Source organism: Pseudonocardia abyssalis, assembly GCF_019263705.2.
In the GTDB taxonomy this organism is placed as follows: Bacteria; Actinomycetota; Actinomycetes; order Mycobacteriales; family Pseudonocardiaceae; genus Pseudonocardia; species Pseudonocardia abyssalis.
In genome coordinates this window covers 5,734,906-5,752,751 of the sequence record NZ_JADQDK010000001.1, presented here as the reverse complement: position 1 = coordinate 5,752,751, position 17,846 = coordinate 5,734,906, and the positions used below count along the sequence as shown (strand labels likewise).

Annotated in this window: 19 protein-coding genes and 1 pseudogene; 2 read left to right on the top strand and 18 right to left on the bottom strand. The window is 72.6% G+C overall.

The window, feature by feature from the left end; all coding sequences use genetic code 11:
* Positions 1-43: 43 nt before the first annotated feature.
* The 12 genes and pseudogenes from I4I81_RS28405 to I4I81_RS28350 all read right to left on the bottom strand — a co-directional run.
* Positions 44-958, bottom strand: a complete 915-nt coding sequence (locus I4I81_RS28405) for an isopenicillin N synthase family dioxygenase (RefSeq protein WP_226363608.1) — start codon at positions 956-958, stop codon at positions 44-46.
* Entirely contained in the window at positions 955-1,386 is a 432-nt protein-coding gene (locus I4I81_RS28400; RefSeq protein WP_218601023.1) for a nucleoside deaminase, read from the bottom strand. Before I4I81_RS28400 ends, I4I81_RS28405 begins: the two co-directional genes overlap by 4 nt.
* Before the next feature lie 8 nt (positions 1,387-1,394).
* The gene (locus tag I4I81_RS28395) at positions 1,395-2,786 is read right to left on the bottom strand and encodes a purine-cytosine permease family protein (protein ID WP_218601017.1); all 1,392 of its coding nucleotides are present in this window, start codon (positions 2,784-2,786) and stop codon (positions 1,395-1,397) included.
* 233 nt (positions 2,787-3,019) lie between these two features.
* Positions 3,020-3,808 (bottom strand): tRNA pseudouridine(38-40) synthase TruA, encoded by a 789-nt coding sequence (gene truA / locus I4I81_RS28390; RefSeq protein WP_218601022.1) that lies wholly within the window; start codon positions 3,806-3,808, stop codon positions 3,020-3,022.
* 62 nt (positions 3,809-3,870) lie between these two features.
* On the bottom strand, positions 3,871-4,674 hold the full coding sequence (gene rplQ, locus I4I81_RS28385; protein ID WP_218601016.1) for a 50S ribosomal protein L17: 804 nt from the start codon (positions 4,672-4,674) through the stop codon (positions 3,871-3,873).
* A gap of 2 nt (positions 4,675-4,676) precedes the next feature.
* Positions 4,677-5,723, bottom strand: a complete 1,047-nt coding sequence (locus I4I81_RS28380; protein ID WP_141278894.1) for a DNA-directed RNA polymerase subunit alpha — start codon at positions 5,721-5,723, stop codon at positions 4,677-4,679.
* 102 nt (positions 5,724-5,825) lie between these two features.
* Positions 5,826-6,431, bottom strand: coding sequence for a 30S ribosomal protein S4 (gene rpsD, locus I4I81_RS28375; RefSeq protein WP_218601015.1), 606 nt, complete (start codon positions 6,429-6,431; stop codon positions 5,826-5,828).
* A 19-nt stretch (positions 6,432-6,450) separates the two neighbouring features.
* Positions 6,451-6,858 (bottom strand): 30S ribosomal protein S11, encoded by a 408-nt coding sequence (rpsK, locus tag I4I81_RS28370; RefSeq protein ID WP_141278890.1) that lies wholly within the window; start codon positions 6,856-6,858, stop codon positions 6,451-6,453.
* On the bottom strand, positions 6,858-7,238 hold the full coding sequence (gene rpsM, locus I4I81_RS28365; RefSeq protein WP_218601014.1) for a 30S ribosomal protein S13: 381 nt from the start codon (positions 7,236-7,238) through the stop codon (positions 6,858-6,860). Before rpsM ends, rpsK begins: the two co-directional genes overlap by 1 nt.
* Before the next feature lie 169 nt (positions 7,239-7,407).
* A complete protein-coding gene (rpmJ, locus tag I4I81_RS28360; protein WP_010148647.1) occupies positions 7,408-7,521 on the bottom strand; it encodes a 50S ribosomal protein L36 in 114 nt (37 codons plus the stop codon).
* Between the two features lie 25 nt (positions 7,522-7,546).
* Positions 7,547-7,768, bottom strand: a complete 222-nt coding sequence (gene infA / locus I4I81_RS28355; RefSeq protein ID WP_028929190.1) for a translation initiation factor IF-1 — start codon at positions 7,766-7,768, stop codon at positions 7,547-7,549.
* A gap of 82 nt (positions 7,769-7,850) precedes the next feature.
* Positions 7,851-8,300 (bottom strand): annotated as a pseudogene (locus tag I4I81_RS28350) (DUF2182 domain-containing protein); the annotation flags it as partial.
* Positions 8,301-8,344: 44 nt separating this feature from the next.
* Between I4I81_RS28350 and I4I81_RS28345 the strand changes: the two are divergent.
* Both I4I81_RS28345 and I4I81_RS28340 read left to right on the top strand, forming a co-directional pair.
* Positions 8,345-8,599, top strand: coding sequence for a LuxR C-terminal-related transcriptional regulator (locus I4I81_RS28345; RefSeq protein WP_218601012.1), 255 nt, complete (start codon positions 8,345-8,347; stop codon positions 8,597-8,599).
* Between the two features lie 215 nt (positions 8,600-8,814).
* Positions 8,815-10,104: an MFS transporter gene (locus I4I81_RS28340; protein WP_372453515.1), complete on the top strand. Its 1,290-nt coding sequence runs from the start codon at positions 8,815-8,817 to the stop codon at positions 10,102-10,104.
* On the opposite strand, the gene I4I81_RS28335 is transcribed toward I4I81_RS28340, so the two are convergent.
* The 6 genes from I4I81_RS28335 to I4I81_RS28310 are packed head-to-tail and all read right to left on the bottom strand — an operon-like array spanning position 10,082 to position 17,757.
* Entirely contained in the window at positions 10,082-10,771 is a 690-nt protein-coding gene (locus I4I81_RS28335; protein ID WP_218601010.1) for a class I SAM-dependent methyltransferase, read from the bottom strand. The two genes, I4I81_RS28340 and I4I81_RS28335, sit on opposite strands and share 23 nt — an antisense overlap.
* A 4-nt stretch (positions 10,772-10,775) precedes the next feature.
* Positions 10,776-12,296 (bottom strand): DUF4139 domain-containing protein, encoded by a 1,521-nt coding sequence (locus I4I81_RS28330; RefSeq protein ID WP_218601009.1) that lies wholly within the window; start codon positions 12,294-12,296, stop codon positions 10,776-10,778.
* A 34-nt stretch (positions 12,297-12,330) separates the two neighbouring features.
* Complete coding sequence (locus I4I81_RS28325; RefSeq protein WP_218601008.1) at positions 12,331-14,901, bottom strand: PEP/pyruvate-binding domain-containing protein; 2,571 nt, start codon at positions 14,899-14,901, stop codon at positions 12,331-12,333.
* A gap of 26 nt (positions 14,902-14,927) precedes the next feature.
* Positions 14,928-16,310, bottom strand: coding sequence for an NAD(P)(+) transhydrogenase (Re/Si-specific) subunit beta (locus tag I4I81_RS28320; protein WP_218601007.1), 1,383 nt, complete (start codon positions 16,308-16,310; stop codon positions 14,928-14,930).
* Positions 16,310-16,660 carry an NAD(P) transhydrogenase subunit alpha part 2 gene (locus I4I81_RS28315; RefSeq protein WP_218601006.1) on the bottom strand — a complete coding sequence of 117 codons (351 nt, stop codon included), beginning with the start codon at positions 16,658-16,660 and terminating at the stop codon, positions 16,310-16,312. Before I4I81_RS28315 ends, I4I81_RS28320 begins: the two co-directional genes overlap by 1 nt.
* The gene (locus I4I81_RS28310) at positions 16,660-17,757 is read right to left on the bottom strand and encodes a Re/Si-specific NAD(P)(+) transhydrogenase subunit alpha (RefSeq protein ID WP_218601005.1); all 1,098 of its coding nucleotides are present in this window, start codon (positions 17,755-17,757) and stop codon (positions 16,660-16,662) included. The genes I4I81_RS28315 and I4I81_RS28310 overlap by 1 nt, the downstream gene beginning before the upstream one ends.
* Positions 17,758-17,846: the final 89 nt, after the last annotated feature.

Sequence of the window (17,846 nt, the reverse complement as noted above, 5' to 3'; positions counted from 1 at the left end):
CGCTATCCCCGCGACCCGCGCGCCCGTGGGTGTTCCGGGGAAGTCAGCCGACCGAGATCGCGTCCAGGCGCTCCTGCAGGAACGGCGCCGACACCACCGGCTCCAGGTCGGTGCGCCGCCCGATCGGCGGGGCCAGCGGGGTGACGAGCGCGTCGTGGTCGAGCTCGAAGAAGAAGACCAGGGAGATCAGTTCCTCGTGCGGCGTCCCGGCCTGCGGTGGCAGCACCCGGTGCCGCCCGGAGCGCCAGCGCATCCCGGTCCAGTGGGCCAGGAGATCGCCGACGTTGACGGTGAACGCGTCCGGGTCGTACGGGGCGTCCTCCCAGCCGCGCGCGTCGGTGTGGACCTGCAGGCCGCCCGCACCGGGCTCCCGGTCGAGCACGGTGACGGTGCCGAAGTCGGTGTGCGGCCCGATCCGGAACTGTCCGGGCGCGGGCTCGCCCACCTCCGTCAGCGGCGGGTAGCGGTTGATGTTGAACGTCCAGGTCGGGATCGACGTCGTCAGCGGGTCGACGCCCAGCGCGGCCCCGCACAGGTCCAGCAACTCGCCGGACACGCGGGTCATCTCGGCCAGGTACCGCGCGGCCGCGGCCTCCAGCGCGGGAACCTCGGCCGGCCAGACGTTCGGCGGGAACCACACGTCGTCGACGGACGCGTCACCGGTCGGGGTCTCCGGCCCGATCGCGAACGACTCCTTGAGGTCCGGAGGATGCTCCCCTCCCTCGACGCCCGCGTTCGCCTCCACGCCCGGCGGGAGCCAACCCCGCCCACCGACCCGGACCGCGTAGGCCTGCTTGGTCGTCCCGGGCAACGCGAAGAAGCGGCGGGCCGCCGCACGCAGGTCGGCGCGTAGCCCGGGATCGACGCCGTGCCCGGTCACCAGCAGGAACCCGGCCTCCTGCAGCCCTGCGTCGACCGCGGCAGGGTCGGGGTCGCGCAGGTCGACGGTCGCGATCACGGAACCTCCCCGATGTCCTCGAACCACAGCTCCGGACGGGCCGCGACGAAGTCGGTCATCAGCCCGACGCAGCGCTCGTCACCCAGCACCGTGACCTCGACGCCGTGCTCGGCCAGCCAGTCGTGCCCTCCGGAGAACGTCTGCGCCTCACCGACGAGCACCGCGCCGATCCCGAACTGGCGCACCAGCCCGGAGCAGTACCAGCACGGCGACAGCGTCGTCACCATGATCGTCTTCCGGTAGTCGCGCTGGCGCCCCGCGGCCCTGAAGGCGGCCGTCTCGGCGTGCATCGACGGGTCACCGTCCTGCACGCGGCGGTTGTGGCCGCGACCGAGCAGTGTGCCGTCGCTCGCGAAGAGCGCCGCGCCGATCGGGATGCCGCCCTCGGCCAGCCCGGCCCGGGCCTCGGCGACGGCGACGTCCAGCATCTCGGGGTTCACCCGGCCATGCTCCGGCGGAACAGCGCGGCGTACAAGCCCGCCGACACCGCGATCCCCACGAGGAACGTCACGTCGCCGACGCCGGGCAGCACCTGCGGCACCAGACCGGTGAACAGCGCCTGGTTGGCGAACAGCCCCACCGAGACGACGATGCCCGCGACCAGCGCGATCAGGCCCGCCGGGTTGCGGAAGGAACGGTCGTAGAACGTCTCGACCGGCACGGTCCCCCGCCGCAGGTACTGGTCGGTCAGCACCACCCCGAGCCACGGCCCCACCCAGTAGACGATCACCAGAAGGAAGCCCTCGTACCCCGCCGCCGCGTCACCGAGCGCCACGAGCGCGATGAGGAAGCCGACGATCCCGAACGCCACTGCGACCACGGCCCGCGCCCGTTCCAGCCTGATCGGGAAGCCCATCGCCAGGAACGCCATCGCCCCGGAGTAGACGTTGAGGACGTTGGCCGCCACCGCACCCAACGCGATCGCCACCAGCGTCAGCCCGGCCAGCGCACCGGGCAGGATGCCGACGTAGGCACTCGTCGGGTTCTCCGACACGCTCCCGGCCGCGACCGCCGCGCTCACCGACGCCGCCCCGACCACCATCAGCAGCGACGTCGACGCGAACAGCCCGCCGCCCGCCGCGAGCCCGACGGGCAGCCGCGGGCTGTCGGCCGGGAGGTAGCGGGCGTAGTCGGCGGCGTACGGGCTCCAGCCCGCGGTGTAGCCGAACACCGCGCCGAGCGTCAGCAGGAAGCCGCCGATCCCGCCGGTGCCGCCGTCGACGGGAACGAACGACGGGTCCGACGACGTCAGCACGATCACCGCGCCGATCCCGAGCACCACCGCGAGCACCGGGAACGCCACCCGCTCGAACGCCTGCACCAGGTTGTGCCCGAAGAACGCGACCCCGACCTGTACCAGCACCACGACCACCAGCCAGAACGGCGCGGGCAGCCCGGTCAGGGAGTTCAACGCGAACGACGCGCTGACGCTGTTGACCGCGAACCAGCCGAAGCCCGACGTGATCGTCATGAGCCCGGCGGGCAGGATGTTGCCGCGATGGCCGAACGCGAGGCGGCCCAGCACCATCTGCGGCACCCCGGCGGACGGGGCGCGGGCCGACAGCACGCCGTGCGCGATCCCGGCCATCCCGTTGCCGAGCAGGATCGCCGCGACGGCCTGCCCGAACGTCAACCCGAACACCTGCACGGACAGCACGCCGACGAAGATCGTGGCGAACTCGAGGTTCGGCGAGGTCCAGGTCCAGAACAGCTGCCGGGGCCGGCCGTGACGCTCGGAGGCGGCGACGGGCCCGTTGCTGCCCGGTTCGACCGCGACGATCCTCGAGCCGTACGCGGGGGCGAGATCGGGTGTGGGTTCGGCGGTCATCGGGAGTCCCTCCGCAGGTCGGTGGCCCGACGCTACGACCGCACCGACCTCCGCAGACCTCCCCGACGGCATCGGTAACCCAGAGTTGACGCCCGCGGCCGACCTGCGGCGACTCGCGGGCGCGAATCCAGCGACTCGCGGGCGCGAATCCAGCGACTCGCGGGCGGAGTTGCCGCGACTCGCGGGCGTGGGAACAGCGACTCGCGGGCGTGGAGTGGGGAACTCGCGCGGCGTCAGGTCTGGCCGGGCACCCGGATCCGACGGGTCCGCTCGGCCCGGGCCTCCAGGTCGGCGTCGGCGGGGTAGTCCACCGCCACCAGCGTGAGGCCGTGGGCGGGCGCCACCGGCACCTCGCTGGCCCGTTCCCCGCGCAGCAGCAGTGCTGCGGGCCAGTCCACCGACCGCCGCCCGCGCCCCACGTCGAGCAGCGCACCGACCAGGCTGCGCACCATCGAGTGGCAGAACGCGTCGGCCGCCACCGCCGCGGTGACGACGCCGTCGGCGTCCGGCGTCCAGTGCAGCTCCTGCAGCGCCCGCACCGTGGTGGCGCCGTCGCGGCGCTTGCAGAACGCAGCGAAGTCGTGCTCGCCGAGCAGCAGCGCGGACGCCGCGTTCACGGCGTCGACGTCGACCGGGTGCGGCCAGGAGACGGTGTCGCGGGCGCGCAGCGGGTCGGCCCCGTGCGCGGCGGTCGCAATGCGGTAGCGGTAGTGCCGGCGCAGCGCCCCGAACCGGGCGTCGAACGCCGGGGGTACGGGCGTGACGGCTCGGACCCGCACGTCGGGGGGCAGTAGCCGGGCGAGGCGGCGCACCAGCCACGCGGTGTCGGGGTCGGCGGGGAGGTCGGCGTGCGCGACCTGTCCGGTGGCGTGCACCCCGGCGTCGGTGCGCCCCGCCACCGTGACCGCGACGGGCTCGCGCAGCACCGTCGAGAGCGCGTCGACCAGCACCCCGCAGACGGTCCGCAGCCCGGGCTGCATCGCCCACCCGGAGAAGTCGGTGCCGTCGTAGGACAGGTCCAGCCTGAAACGACCGAGCCCGCCGTCCGGACGGACGGCGGGCTCGGTCGTGTGGAGCGGGTGGCTCAGGACTCGTCCTTCTGCTGCGACTTCGGCAGGGAGAACCCGGCGGCCTCCGCGGCCTCGGCGCTGGCGAACCAGACCTCGGCGACGGTGTTGTCGTAGAACCGCGTACCCGGGAGGTGGTAGAGCATCGAGTCGGCGTTGCCCTTGACGTCGAAGCCCTCCGGTGCCTCCTGCGCGTCGGCCAGCGGGGCGTGGCTGCCCTCGCCGTACGGCGCGTCGACGGAGTCGGCGGCGTCCTGGGCGGCCTCGGCCGCCTCGAGCGCCTTCTCCTGGGTCTCGCTGCCCTCGGGGGCCTCGGCGGCGGCGTCGAGCGCCTTCTCCGAAGCCTCCTCGGCCGCCTCTCCGGCCGGCGAGGTGGCCGTCTCCTGCGAGTCGGCCGGCGCCTCGGACGCGGCCTGCTGCGAGGCCGCGGCCCGGCGGGCGCGGTTCGCCTCGTCGGTGACCGTCTTCTGCTGGACCAGCTCGATCACGGCCATGGGGGCGTTGTCGCCCTTGCGCGGCAGTGTCTTGGTGATCCGGGTGTACCCGCCCTGACGGTCGGCGAAGAACGGGCCGATGTCGGCGAGCAGGCGGTGCACGATGGTCTTGTCGCGGATGACCTTCTGGATCTCGCGACGGTTGTGCAGGTCACCGACCTTGGCCTTGGTGATCAGACGCTCGGCGTACGGGCGCAGCTTGCGCGCCTTGGCCTCGGTCGTCGTGATCTTGCCGTGCTCGAACAGCGATGTGGCCAGGTTCGCCAGGATGTGCCGCTGGTGCGCGGGCGAGCCGCCGAGGCGGGCCCCCTTGGTGGGCTGAGGCATCGCTACAGCTGCTCCGTTTCTGCGTAGTCCTGGCCGTCGTCGCCGAACGGCTGGTCGGCGTCGTAGGTGTCGGAGCCGTACTCGGCGGCCGCGGCCGACGGGTCGAATCCGGGCGGGCTGTCCTTGAGCGCGAGCCCGAGGCCGACGAGCTTCATCTTGACCTCGTCGATCGACTTGGCCCCGAAGTTGCGGATGTCGAGCAGGTCGGCCTCGGACCGGCCCACCAGCTCACCCACGGTGTGGATGCCCTCGCGCTTGAGACAGTTGTAGGAGCGGACCGTGAGGTCGAGCTCCTCGATCGGCATCGCGAAGGCCGCGATGGTGTCGGCCTCCTGCGGCGAGGGGCCGATCTCGATGCCCTCGGCGTCGACGTTCAGCTCGCGGGCGAGCCCGAACAGCTCGACGAGCGTCTTGCCGGCCGAGGCCAGCGCGTCGCGAGGGGTGATCGAGGGCTTCGTCTCGACGTCGAGCACCAGCTTGTCGAAGTCGGTGCGCTGCTCGACACGGGTGGCCTCGACCTTGTAGGTCACCTTGAGGACCGGCGAGTAGATCGAGTCGACCGGGATGCGGCCGATCTCGGCGCCGGTGGCCTTGTTCTGCATGGCCGGGACGTAGCCACGACCCCGCTCGACGACGAGCTCCACCTCGAGGCGGCCCTTGTCGTTGAGCGTGGCGATGTGCAGGTCCGGGTTGTGCACGGTGACGCCCGCGGGCGGGACGATGTCACCGGCGGTGACCGGGCCGGGCCCCTGCTTGCGCAGGTACATCGTGACCGGCTCGTCCTCCTCGGAGGACACGACCAGCTCCTTGAGGTTCAGGATGATGTCGGTGACGTCCTCCTTCACCCCCGGGACGGTGGTGAACTCGTGCAGGACGCCGTCGATGCGGATGCTGGTGACGGCCGCGCCCGGGATGGACGACAGCAGCGTGCGCCGGAGCGAGTTGCCCAGCGTGTAGCCGAATCCGGGCTCCAGCGGCTCGATGACGAACCGGGAGCGGGTGTCGACGACCGAGTCCTCGGCCAGGGTGGGGCGCTGAGAGATCAGCATGGGTGTTGTGCCTCCTTAGGGCGCCACGGCAACCGCTATTTGATGCCGCGGAGAGCCCCCGGCCCCACCCTTCGGGGCCGGGGGGTGTCGAGCGTCTACCTGCTACTTGGAGTAGAGCTCGACGATCAGCTGCTCGGTGACCTGCGTGTCGATCTGCGCACGCTCGGGCACCTGGTGGACCAGGATGCGCAGGCTCGAGGGAACCACCTGCAGCCAGGCCGGAACCGGACGGTCGCCGAGGAGCTCCCGGGCGATGACGAACGGGTCCGTGTTGACCGACTTCGGCTTGACGTCGATCACGTCGTACTGCGAGACGCGGAAGCTCGGGATGTCGACCTTCTGGCCGTTGACCAGGAAGTGACCGTGGTTCACGAGCTGACGGGCCATGCGCCGCGTGCGGGCGAGGCCCGCGCGGTACACGACGTTGTCGAGGCGGGTCTCGAGGATCTGCAGCAGGTTGTCGCCGGTCTTGCCCTGGCGACGGTTGGCCTCTTCGTAGTAGCGGCGGAACTGCTTCTCCAGCACGCCGTACGCGAAACGGGCCTTCTGCTTCTCCTGCATCTGCAGGAGGTACTCGGTCTCCTTGATCCGGATCCGGCCGTGCTGGCCGGGCGGGTAGGGACGACGCTCGAACGCCTGGTCGCCGCCGACGAGGTCGACCTTGAGCCGGCGGGACTTGCGGGTCATGGGTCCGGTGTAACGAGCCATGTTCTGTTACTCCCTTTCCCTAGACCCGGCGCCGCTTGGGCGGCCGGCAGCCGTTGTGCGGCTGGGGGGTGACGTCGGAGATGGTGCCCACCTCGAGGCCGGCGGCCTGGAGGGAACGGATCGCGGTCTCGCGGCCGGAGCCGGGACCCTTGACGAACACGTCGACCTTCTTCATGCCGTGCTCGGCGGCCTTGCGGGCGCAGCTCTCCGCGGCCATCTGGGCGGCGAACGGCGTGGACTTGCGCGAGCCCTTGAAACCGACGTGGCCTGCGGAGGCCCACGCGATCACGGCACCGGTCGGGTCGGTGATCGACACGATGGTGTTGTTGAAGGTGCTCTTGATGTGCGCATGCCCGTGCGCGACGTTCTTCTTCTCCTTGCGACGGACCTTCTTGGGTCCGGCCTGCTGGCGAGTGCGGGGCGGCATTACTTCTTACCTGCCTTCTTCTTGCCGGCGACCGTCTTCTTCGGTCCCTTGCGGCCGCGGGCGTTGGTCTTGGTGCGCTGGCCACGCACCGGCAGACCCCGGCGGTGCCGGATCCCCTGGTAGCAGCCGATCTCGATCTTGCGGCGGATGTCGGCCTGCACCTCGCGGCGCAGGTCACCCTCGACCCGCAGGTTCTCCTCGATGTACGTGCGGAGCTTGGTGAGATCGTCGTCGGTCAGGTCCTTCGAGCGCAGGTCGCGGTCGATGCCCGTGGCGGCGAGGATCTCCAGGGAACGGGTGCGACCGATCCCGAAGATGTAGGTGAGCGCGATCTCCATCCGCTTGTCGCGGGGGAGGTCGACGCCGGAAAGACGTGCCATGCGGCGGCTTCTCCTGTCGATGCCTGTTCCAGGTCTGCCCGACACCCGTCCCAGTCCTGTGGAGGCTGGGCCCCGGCCTGGTTCCGGGGGTGGGTTGCGCCCGTGTGGCGCGGTAGGTGTGCCGGGTTCCTCTGTGTTGCTGCGTCCTGGGACGAAGAACTGCGGGTGATCAGCCCTGACGCTGCTTGTGGCGCAGGTTCTCGCAGATCACCATGACCCGCCCGTGACGGCGGATCACCTTGCACTTGTCGCAGATCTTCTTGACGCTCGGCTGGACCTTCACGTCCGTCGCTCTCTCGTTGAGTCGGTCACTTGTAGCGGTAGACGATGCGGCCGCGGGTGAGGTCGTACGGAGACAGCTCCACGACGACCCGGTCCTCGGGGAGGATCCGGATGTAGTGCTGCCGCATCTTGCCGCTGATGTGGGCGAGGACCCGGTGCCCGTTCTCCAGCTCCACGCGGAACATCGCGTTCGGCAGGGGTTCGACGACCCGGCCCTCGACTTCGATCGCCCCGTCCTTCTTGGCCATGTCCTCCGCGATCCGTGACAGGTGTGTGCGTACTCTGGAACTTCGTGCAGGAGCGCCACAGGCCCGGGACCGCAAGGCCCTCTCAGGCGTGACGGAACCGGCGCAGGGGCGCGCCGAAACACCAGTGTACGACGGTTGCGGAGGCCCCTGCGCATGGGGTACAAGCCGGGCCGCGGATCGGCCGTTCAGTGCTGGAGCACCAGGACCAGCGCCGCGGGGCCGAGGAGCAGGACACCCACCGGTTCGCGGACCCGGGCCCCCACGACGCGTTCTTCCCCACCGCCACGAGCGCGGCCGGCCCGGCCGTCGGCAGCAGGCTGTGCAGCCCGGCCGTGAGCATCACCAGCATCAGCGCCCAGCAGCAGCCGACGCAGAACCGCCCGTGGGCCGCGCCGAGGCGGAGCGCGTCGAGCGGCGGCCGGCCCCCGCGCCAGCGGGCGAACAGGAACATCCGCGGGGTGCGGCACTTCTCCAGGCAGCGCAGCTTCATCGGCACGAACCGGTACGCACCGGCCAGGGCCACCGCCCCGCCGACGCACCGCGGGCGATCTCGCCGAGCACCACGGTCTCGCCGCGGTGCGCCGGCAGGCGGCCGCCGAGCTGGCGCGGCTCCCCGAGCCGGCGACCGCGCAGCCGGACGCTGGGCTCAGCACCCGTGAGCTGGAGGTGCTGCGGTTGCTGGCCCGCGGCCTGACCAACCGCGAGGTGGGGCTGCGCCTGATGATCAGTCAGCAGCATCCTCACCAAGTCCGGCTGCGCCAACCGGACCGAGGTCGTGGGCTGGGCCCTGCGTGCGGGTCTCGTCGGGGGTCCCCCACATCGCCGGTGTGAGGGGCGGCGGTCAGGGCAGGGGCGCCCCGGCCGCGACGTCCTCGGCGGTGGGCTCGAGGTCGTCGGCGCAACTGCGTTCGACCAGGAGAAGCGGCCTCACGGGGCTCATCGCGGTGGTCCGACCGGCTGCACCGACGATAGCCCGTCGAGGCCCCGACCGGGACTTTCTCGGTTGACTCCGCCCCAGGGGGAGGTGGTGGGCTGGCACCGTGAGCATCGAGCAGCCCGGCGCCCGTGTGCCGCGCACCCTGCCCCGCCCGCTGCGTCCGTTCCGGCACCGCGACTACCGCCTGCTCGCCACGTCGATGGGCTTCTCGCTGTTCGCCAGCGGCCTGTGGCTGGTCGCGATCGTCTACCAGGTGATCGCGCTGGGCGGCGGGCCGTCGGAGCTGTCGTTGGTGGCCGCCGCGGCCGGCCTCGGACTGGTGCTGAGCGTGCTGGTCGGCGGCGTCGCTGCCGACCGGCTGCCCCGACAGCTCGTGCTGATCGCAGTGGAGACGGTGCGGATCGTGGCGGCGGGCACCGCGGCCTGGCTCGCGCTCGCCGGGATGATGCAGCTGTGGCACCTGGCCGTGATCGCGTTCGTGGTGGGCGCGGCCGAGGCGTTCTTCTTCCCCGCCTACTCCGCCGTGCTCCCCACGATGCTCCCCGCCGACGAACTGCTGGCCGCCAACGGGGTGGAGGGCATGCTGCGCCCCATCACGCAGCAGGCGCTCGGCCCGGCGCTCGCGGGCCTGCTCGTCGGCGCGTTCGTGCCCGGCACGGCGCTGCTCGGTGCCGCGGTCGGCTACGTGCTGGCACTGCTCCCGCTGCTCCCGATCCGGCTGCTCCCGACCGCCCCGGGTGACGGGACCGGCTCCGTGCTCGGCGACCTGCGCGAGGGCTTCGCCTACTTCCTGCGCACCGGCTGGCTGTTCGCGACCCTCGCGTTCGCGATCCTGCTGGTGCTGGTGATCATCGGGCCGATCGAGGTGCTGGTGCCGTTCGCCGTGCGCGACCAGACCGGCGCCGGCCCCTCCGGGTACGCCTTCGTGCTCGCCGCGTACGGCATCGGTGGCGTGCTCGGTTCGCTGGTGGCGTCCGCGGGGCGGCTCCCCCGCCGCTACCTCACGTGGATGCTGCTGCTGTGGGGCGCGGGATCGGCCCCGCTCGCCGTGATCGGTCTGACCGACCGGCTCTGGGTCATGGGTGCGGCCGCGTTCGTCGTCGGGGTGACGGGGGGTGTCGCCCAGGTCATCTGGGGCACCCTGCTGCAGCGTCGGGTGCCGCCGCACCTGCTGGGCCGGGTGTCGAGTCTCGACTTCTTCGTCTCGCTCGCCCTGATGCCGGTGTCGATGGCGCTCGCGGGCCCCGTCGGCGACGCGCTGGGCCTGCCGGTCACGTTCGTGCTGGTCGGGGCGATCCCGGTGTTCCTCGCGATCGCCGCGATCCTCGGGTGGCGCCTCTATCGCGACGAGATCGCCCACCCCCTGGACACCCCCGTCAGTGCAGCTCCGGCATCGTGAACCACAGCATCGGGTTGCGGGTCGTCCCGCGCGCCCCGGTGAGCCCGAGCTCCGCGCGCACCGCCGCGAGCCGCGCGAACGCGTCGGGGGCCCGCCGCCGCGAGGCGGTGAAGCCCTCGACGCCGCGCTCGCGCATCCACCGCAGCAGCACCGCGCCCTCGGTGAAGGGGAGCACCCGCCGCCCGTGGTGCACGTCGTGCACGCTCACCGGGATGCCCGCGGGCACGAGCGGGAACAGCTCCGCGAGGAACCACCGTGCGAACGACGCCGTGTGCGCCGCGTCGACGAACAGGTAGCCGGCGTCGCGCGGCACGTCCGCCAGCCGCGCGCGCACGTCGCCGTGCACGAACGTCCACCGGTCCGCGGCCAGCTCCGCTGGGACGGTGTACCGCACGTTGTCGATGCGGTCGAAGGAGTGCAGGTGCCCGGATCCGTTGTCACGCAGCGCCTGCAGGATCCAGCTCGTCGACCAGCCGTGGAACGTGCCCAGCTCCATCACGTGCGCCGGGCGGGTGTCGCGCAGCAGCAGGTAGGTGATCTCGGCTTCCACGTCGTCGAGCTGCGGGGTCATCGACGGCGTGGCCTCGCGGAACGCGCGCTGGCGCGCGACCACGGCCGACAGGTCGGCGGCGTGGGTGCGGTAGAGCGACTCCACCCGTTCGATCATGGGATCAACGGTAGCCGGTGACGTCGACGTCCTTCGGGTGCTCCACCCCGTACCGGACGGAGAGCTCCCAGCGGCCGCCCGGCGGGATCCGCGCGACCCACTCGCACCGGCCCAGGTCGTCGCGTTCGGCGGGCTCGGGCACCAGCTCGACCTCGACGACCTTCACCTCGGCGGCACGCGACACCGGCAGCCGGTCGCGCACCACCACCCGCGCCTGCGCGGGACGGCGGTTGGTGACCGTGGTCCGCCAGCGCTGCACCGCGCCCCGCTGCGCACCGAACCGCGCCTTGTGGACCGTGCGCGACTCCAGCGCGCGCTCCACCACCACCCGGTCGTCGACGCCCAGCGCGAGCTCGATCTCCCCGTCCGGCGCGGTGGTCTCCAGCGCCGTGGTGCCGACGTAGGCGTCGGCGAGGAACGTGGAGACCGGTCCGGCGGGCAGCACGTGCCCGCTGGTGTTGACGACGGTGGCCCGCAGGTGCACGTCCGGGCCGAGCACCGGGACCACGAGGTGGTCGAGCTGCGCCTGCGCCTGCACGATCGTGACCGTCGTGCGGTGCGGGGCGCCGTCGGCCGCGACGGCCGTGGGTCGGGCGAGCCGCCAGGTGCCGGCCGCGAGCCCCTCCTCGGGGACGGCCTCCACCGCCCTGCCCCGCAGCAGCGGGGCGGCGGGCGCCGACGCCGGCGCCACAGCGCCCGCCATCGCCGTCTCGGGCTGCGGGCGCGCGATGTCGATCCACCACGGCTGCAGCTCGGGCAACGTCGTCGTGACCGCGGGCCGGGCCGTCGACAGCGTCAGCTCGCACTCGGGCCAGTCCTCGCCGGTCTCCTGGACGACCATCCCGAACCAGGTGAGCGTGACGCCGCCGTCGTCGTCGAGGCGGGCGTCGTAGGCCGACGTCCAACCGGCGTCGTTCGCCACGTAGGTCAGCTCGACGTCGACCTCGCCCGCCGCGTCGGCCTCGATACCGATCACGGCCTCGTGCCGGGTACGCCCGGAGCCGCGGAGGCGGTCGAGCTCGGCGCGGGCGGCGGTGAGCCGGTGCTCGGCGTCGACCCGGGCCTCGGCGTGGGCACGGCGGGACGCCGCCACCTCGGTGATCTGCGCGGCCAGCGCGGCCCCGATCTCCCCCGCCCTGGCCGGCTCGGCGGATCCGTCGGCCAGCACCGCGGCGAGCCGGTCGCCGCTGCGCAGCGCGAGGCGGCGCAGCAGGTCCTCGCGCGCGGCCTCACCCGCGTCGGCGCCGTCGACGGCCGCGAGTGCCCGCTCGGCGTCGCGCACCGCGGCCTCCGCGGCCCGCACCCGGCCGTCGGGAACCTCGGCGAGGTCGCGGCGGAGCACGTCGACGCCGACCACCCGGGCCCCGCCCGCCACCACGCGCACCGAGTCCTGCAACAGCGTCCGCGTGAGGTCGGCGACGACGAGGTCGGACCGGCCCGCCGGGACGGCCACCCGCGCACGCCGCGTCACACGGGCGCGGCGCAGGTACACGGTGACGGCGACGATCGGTGCCTGCAGCTCCATGGACCGCACCGTAGCGCCGTCGGTGACGACGACGTCAGCGACGCAGGCGACGGGCGAGCAGCCCCGCGGCGACGCCCGCCGCCACCCACCCCGGCCACCGCCGGGAGACCGACGGCTCCTCGGCGGCGGGCTCGTCGAGCAGCGTGACCGTGCCGGCGTCCCCGTCGACCCGCACCTCCTGCCCCGTGCGGATCCGGCCGGTCGCCGATCCCGTCCCCAGGACGGCCGGGATCCCGTACTCCCGCGCGACGATCGAGCCGTGGCTCAGCGGGCCACCGATGTCGGTGACGACCGCGGCGGCCATCGCGAACAGCGGCGTCCACGCGGGGGTGGTGATGCGGGCGACGAGGACCTCGCCCGGCACCAGCGCGGCGAAGTCGGCCGGGCCGTCGAGGACGCGCGCGCGGGCCGTCACCTGCCCCGCGCTCGCTCCGGTCCCGCGGACGACCGGGCCGGACTGCGCGCCCTCGTGACCCGGCATCACCGACCCGAGCAGCCGGCTCATCCACGGTCGCTCCGGAAGCAGCTGCGGCGGGGTGGCGCGGCGCTGCCCGCGCCAGAGCATCCGCCGCGCGTCGACGTCGGCGCGGCGGTCGGGGCGGACCCCGTCGACGTACCCGCGCAGCTCCGCGCGACGCAGCCAGAACACGTCGTCGGCGTGCGCCACCACCCCGTCCTCGACGAGCCGGCGGCCCAGTTCACGCAGCATCCGGCGCATCGCGGGCCAGGCCAGGCCGACGTCGGCCAGCGCGTCCTCGCGCACCGGCCCGGTGCTCTGCGCGGCGGCGAGCAGCCGGTCGAACAGGGTCCGCCGCAGCGGGTCGAGGCGGGCGCGGGTGACACGGGTCAGCTCGTCGCGTAGCGCGGCCGTGCGCCGTTGCCGCTCGTGCGGGTCGGCGCCACCGCCCTCGGCGAAGAACCGGATCGTCGCGTGCAGCGGGCCGGGGTCGTCGGCGGGCACCGGGCTCGCGAAGTCGAGGTTGTAGACGGTGTGGCCGAACTCCGCGAGGTGCCGGCGGAACCGCTCGTCCCACGCGGCGTCGCGCGGCGCGTGCGCGAGGTCGTAGAGCGACTTCTCGGCCTGCAACGGCCGGCTGTCGAAGCCCACGAGGAACGTCTGCGCGGCCGGGTCGCCCGCCCGACGCACCAGCCGGTCGTGGAACGCGGCGAAGACGATCTCCGAGCCCGCCGCGAGCGGGATGATCGACTGCACGGCGGTGTAGTAGCGCGTGCCCGCGTCGAGCAGCGCACCGACGCCGTCGAGGATCTCGGTGCCGGTCAGGGCGGCCGGGTCGCGGTCGGCCCACTCCCGGACCTCGGCGACGTACGCGGGATGCGACCGCTCCCGCCACCCGTCGACGCCGCCGCGCAGCTCACCGGCGTCGTGGCCGAGCAGCGCCCGCACCGCCTGCGGCGTGCGCAGCAGCATCCGGGCGAGCCCGGCGTTGCGGTAGAAGTAGTACGCGTAGCCGTTGACGGTGGGGAACGCCAGGTCCCCGTCGCGCAGCGGGCTGCCGAACGCGGTGGCCATGAGCGCGCCGAGCGAGCGGCTCACCGACCCGTCGACCAGGTCGGCGAACAGCGGTGTGAGCGGGTCCGGCAGCTGCTCCACGATGCTCGCGCGGAAGTACGTGCCCCCCGGGAACGGCACCGGCCAGCTCGTCGGGGCGTCTCCGGTCGGCTCCGGCAGCGCCGTGATCGGCCGGGCCTGGACGACGTGGAACGCCCCGCCCGCGTCGCGCGCCCACTCGACGTCCTGGGGCGACCCGAAGAGCTCCGCGATCCGGACGCCGAGCGCGACGAGCTCCGCGGCCGCGGCGTCGTCGAGCACCGCGGCCCGTCGCCGTTCGTCGGGCACCGGCTCCTCGCGCGTCCCGGTGGGGGTGGCGACGGTCATCACCGCCTTGTCCGCGACGGTCCGGCCGACGACCGCACCGGTGGCCGGGTCGACGACCAGGTCGTCCGTGCTCACCGTCCCACCGACGACCGACTCCCCCAGCCCCCACGCCGCGCTCACCGCGGCCCGGTCGCGGCGTCCGCTCGCGGGGTCGGCGGTGAACAGGACGCCCGAGGAACGCGCCGCGACCATCGCCTGCACGACGACGGCGAGGCTCACGTCCTCCGGGTCGATGCCCTCGCGGGCGCGGTAGGCGATCGCCCGGTCGGTCCACAGCGACGCCCAGCAGTCGCGGACGGCCGCGAGCACGGCGTCGGCCCCGATGACGTGCAGGTAGGTGTCCTGCTGCCCGGCGAAGCTGGCGCCTGCGAGGTCCTCCGCCGTGGCCGACGAGCGGACGGCGACCGGGCCGCCCAGCGCCAGATAGGACCGCGTGATCGCCCTGGCCCAATCCCCGGCCGGCACGTGCGCGGCGAACAACGCACCGATCAGCTCTGTGGACTCCGGCCATCCGGAACGGGCCAGCGACACGATCTCCGGGCCGATCCCGGCCTGCTCCACGAACGCGTCGTAGGCAGCGGTGGGGATCACGAAACCGGGAGGGACCGGCAACCCGGCCCGGACGAGTTCTCCGAGGTTCGCGCCCTTCCCGCCGGCCACCGCGACGTCGGCACGTCCGACGCCGGAGAGGGCGAGCACGGTCACCACGGGGGCGACCGTACTCCCCTCCGGCGCTACAGGGCCTTGAGTTCTTCCGTGACCTCCGCGACCGACTTCTTCGCGTCCCCGAACAGCATCGAGGTGTTGTCGGCGTAGAACAGCGGGTTGTCGATGCCCGCGAAGCCGCTGCTCATCGAACGCTTGAGCACGATGACCGAGTGGCTCTGGTCGACGTTGAGGATCGGCATCCCGTAGATCGGGCTCGACGGGTCCGACCGCGCCGCCGGGTTCGTGACGTCGTTCGCCCCGATCACCAGCGTGACGTCGGTGCGGGAGAACTCGTCGTTGATGTCGTCCATCTCCTTGAGCGCGTCGTAGGAGACGTCGGCCTCGGCGAGCAGGACGTTCATGTGCCCCGGCATGCGCCCGGCGACCGGGTGGATCGCGTACTTGACCTCCACACCCTTCGCCTCGAGCAGCTTCGCCATGTCCTTGACCGCATGCTGCGCCTGCGCGACGGCGAGCCCGTACCCGGGCACCACGATCACCGACGACGCATAGGCCATCTGGACCGCGGCGTCGGCCGCGGACGTCGACTTCACCGTGCGGTCGATGCCGTCGTCGGCGCCCGGCACAAGCGTCGTGCCGCCGAACCCGCCCGCGACGATCGCCGGGATCGTGCGGTTCATCGCCACGGCCATCTGGTTGGTCAGGATCGAGCCCGACGCCCCGACGATCATGCCCGCGACGATCATCGCGGTGTTGTCGAGCGCGAGGCCCGCGGCCGCCGCCGACAGGCCGGTGAGCGCGTTGAGCAGCGAGATGACGACCGGCATGTCGGCGCCGCCGATGGGCAGCACCACCAGCACGCCGAGCACGGCCGCGATCACCAGCAGCCCGATGATCCAGATCTCGGCGGCCCCGCCCAGACCCGCCACGACGGCGCACGCGATCGCGCCGGCCAGCAGCAGGAGGTTGACGAACTGCTGCGCGCGACCCAGGCCGATCGGGCGCCCGGGGAGGATCTCCTGCAGCTTGCCGTAGGCGATGATCGAGCCCCAGAACGAGACCGAGCCGATGATCGCCGCGAACAGCGACGCGACGATCACGTACGTCGGCTCGCCGGAGAACGACTCGGTGGTGCGGAACTCCGACCACGCGATCAGCGCCACCGCACCACCGCCGACGCCGTTGAACAGCGCGACCATCTGCGGGACGGCCGTCATCTGCACCTTCTGGGCCGACGGCACGCCCAGGATCGTGCCGATCACGAGCCCGACGATGATCAGGATCCAGTTGTGGGTGACGTCGAGCAGCGTGGCGAGCACGGCGATCGCCATGCCGACCGCGGCGATCTTGTTGCCGCGCACGGCCGTCTTCGGGCCGGTGAGCCCCATCAGGCCGTAGATGAACAGGCCGAACGCGATGATGTAGAGGACCGGGATCAGCACGTCCATCAGGAGTCGCCCTTCTTCGGCGCGGGCTTGGCCTTGAACATGCCGAGCATCCGGTCGGTGACCAGGAACCCGCCGATCACGTTGATCATGCCGAAGGCGATCGCGATGACCAGGATGATCGCGTCACCGACCGACGGGTTCTCCAAGCGGCCGAGCACGATCAGCCCGCCCAGCAGCACGATGCCGTGGATGGCGTTCGTGCCCGACATCAGCGGCGTGTGCAGCGTGTTGGGCACCTTCGAGATGACCGCGAAGCCGACGAAGCCGGCGAGCACCAGGATCGCGATGTTGGCGAGCAGGCCCGAGGAGCCCGCCTCCGCCGCGTCGGCGGCGAGGATGGAGACGTTCATCAGGCGTCCTCCCGGGTGACGCAGGACTTCGCGAGCACCTCGTCGTCGAAGTCGGGCGCGAGCGCGCCCTCCTTGTCGAGCATCAGCTCGAGCAGGGAGGAGACGTTGCGCGCGTAGAGCTCCGAGGCGTGCTCGGGCATCGTGGCGGGCAGGTTGAGCGGCGAGGCGATCGTGACGTCGTGCTTGACGACGACCTCGCCGGGCTCGGTGAGCTCGCAGTTGCCGCCGCTCTCCCCCGCCATGTCGACGACGACGCTGCCCGGGCGCATGCCCTCCACGGCCTTCGCGGTGACCAGCGTCGGCGCCTTGCGACCCGGCACGTTCGCGGTGGTGATCACGACGTCGAAACCGGTGATCGCCTCCTCGAGGCGCTTCTGCTGCTCGGTGCGCTCGTCGTCGGTGAGCTCGCGGGCGTACCCACCCTCACCGACCGCCTCGATCCCCAGGTCGAGCCACTGCGCGCCGAGGGACTTCACCTGGTCGGCGACCTCGGGACGCACGTCGTAGCCGGTGGTGCGGGCGCCGAGGCGCTTCGCGGTGGCCAGGGCCTGGAGCCCGGCGACGCCGACTCCCAGGATCAGCGCCTGGGCGGGCTTCACCGTGCCCGCAGCCGTCGTGAGCATGGGGAAGAAGCGGGTGGAGCGCTCCGCCGCGAGCAGCACGGCCTTGTAGCCGGCGACGTTGCCCTGCGAGGAGAGCGCGTCCATCGACTGGGCGCGGGAGATCCGCGGGATCGCCTCCATCGCGAACCCCACCACCCCGGCGGCCTTGAGCGTGGCCAGCGACTCGGGTGCGGTGCGCGGGGCGAGGAAACCGATGAGGGTGGCACCCGACCGGAGCTTCCCGATCTCCTCGGTGCTCGGCGGCGCGACCTTGACGACGACGTCGCAGGACCACGGGTCACCGATCGTGGCGCCTGCCGCGACGTAGAGGTCGTCGGGGATCAGGGCCCCGAGTCCGGCCCCGGACTCGACGACGATCCCGACGCCCCTGGCGACGAGCTTCTCCACGACCTTGGGGACCAGCGCGACCCGGCGCTCCCCCACTCCGGACTCGCGGGGCACACCAACGGTGGTGCCCCCGTGTGCTGCAGTCATGGCCGGAACCTAGCCCAGCACCCCGACAACCGGACCCGCCGTGTGATCAGTGTTCGGTCACGACCGTGCCTCTACCGATTCAGAGCGGC

Excerpts from the sequence above, each read along its gene's own strand:
- I4I81_RS28400 (WP_218601023.1), bottom strand. The coding sequence starts at position 1,386 with ATGCTGGACGTCGCCGTCGCCGAGGCCCGGGCCGGGCTGGCCGAGGGC.
- I4I81_RS28395 (WP_218601017.1), bottom strand. The coding sequence starts at position 2,786 with ATGACCGCCGAACCCACACCCGATCTCGCCCCCGCGTACGGCTCGAGG.
- rplQ (WP_218601016.1), bottom strand. The coding sequence starts at position 4,674 with ATGCCTCAGCCCACCAAGGGGGCCCGCCTCGGCGGCTCGCCCGCGCAC.
- I4I81_RS28380 (WP_141278894.1), bottom strand. The coding sequence starts at position 5,723 with ATGCTGATCTCTCAGCGCCCCACCCTGGCCGAGGACTCGGTCGTCGAC.
- rpsD (WP_218601015.1), bottom strand. The coding sequence starts at position 6,431 with ATGGCTCGTTACACCGGACCCATGACCCGCAAGTCCCGCCGGCTCAAG.
- rpsK (WP_141278890.1), bottom strand. The coding sequence starts at position 6,858 with ATGCCGCCCCGCACTCGCCAGCAGGCCGGACCCAAGAAGGTCCGTCGC.
- rpsM (WP_218601014.1), bottom strand. The coding sequence starts at position 7,238 with ATGGCACGTCTTTCCGGCGTCGACCTCCCCCGCGACAAGCGGATGGAG.
- infA (WP_028929190.1), bottom strand. The coding sequence starts at position 7,768 with ATGGCCAAGAAGGACGGGGCGATCGAAGTCGAGGGCCGGGTCGTCGAA.
- I4I81_RS28335 (WP_218601010.1), bottom strand. The coding sequence starts at position 10,771 with ATGATCGAACGGGTGGAGTCGCTCTACCGCACCCACGCCGCCGACCTG.
- I4I81_RS28330 (WP_218601009.1), bottom strand. The coding sequence starts at position 12,296 with ATGGAGCTGCAGGCACCGATCGTCGCCGTCACCGTGTACCTGCGCCGC.
- I4I81_RS28320 (WP_218601007.1), bottom strand. The coding sequence starts at position 16,310 with ATGGACGTGCTGATCCCGGTCCTCTACATCATCGCGTTCGGCCTGTTC.
- I4I81_RS28315 (WP_218601006.1), bottom strand. The coding sequence starts at position 16,660 with ATGAACGTCTCCATCCTCGCCGCCGACGCGGCGGAGGCGGGCTCCTCG.
- I4I81_RS28310 (WP_218601005.1), bottom strand. The coding sequence starts at position 17,757 with ATGACTGCAGCACACGGGGGCACCACCGTTGGTGTGCCCCGCGAGTCC.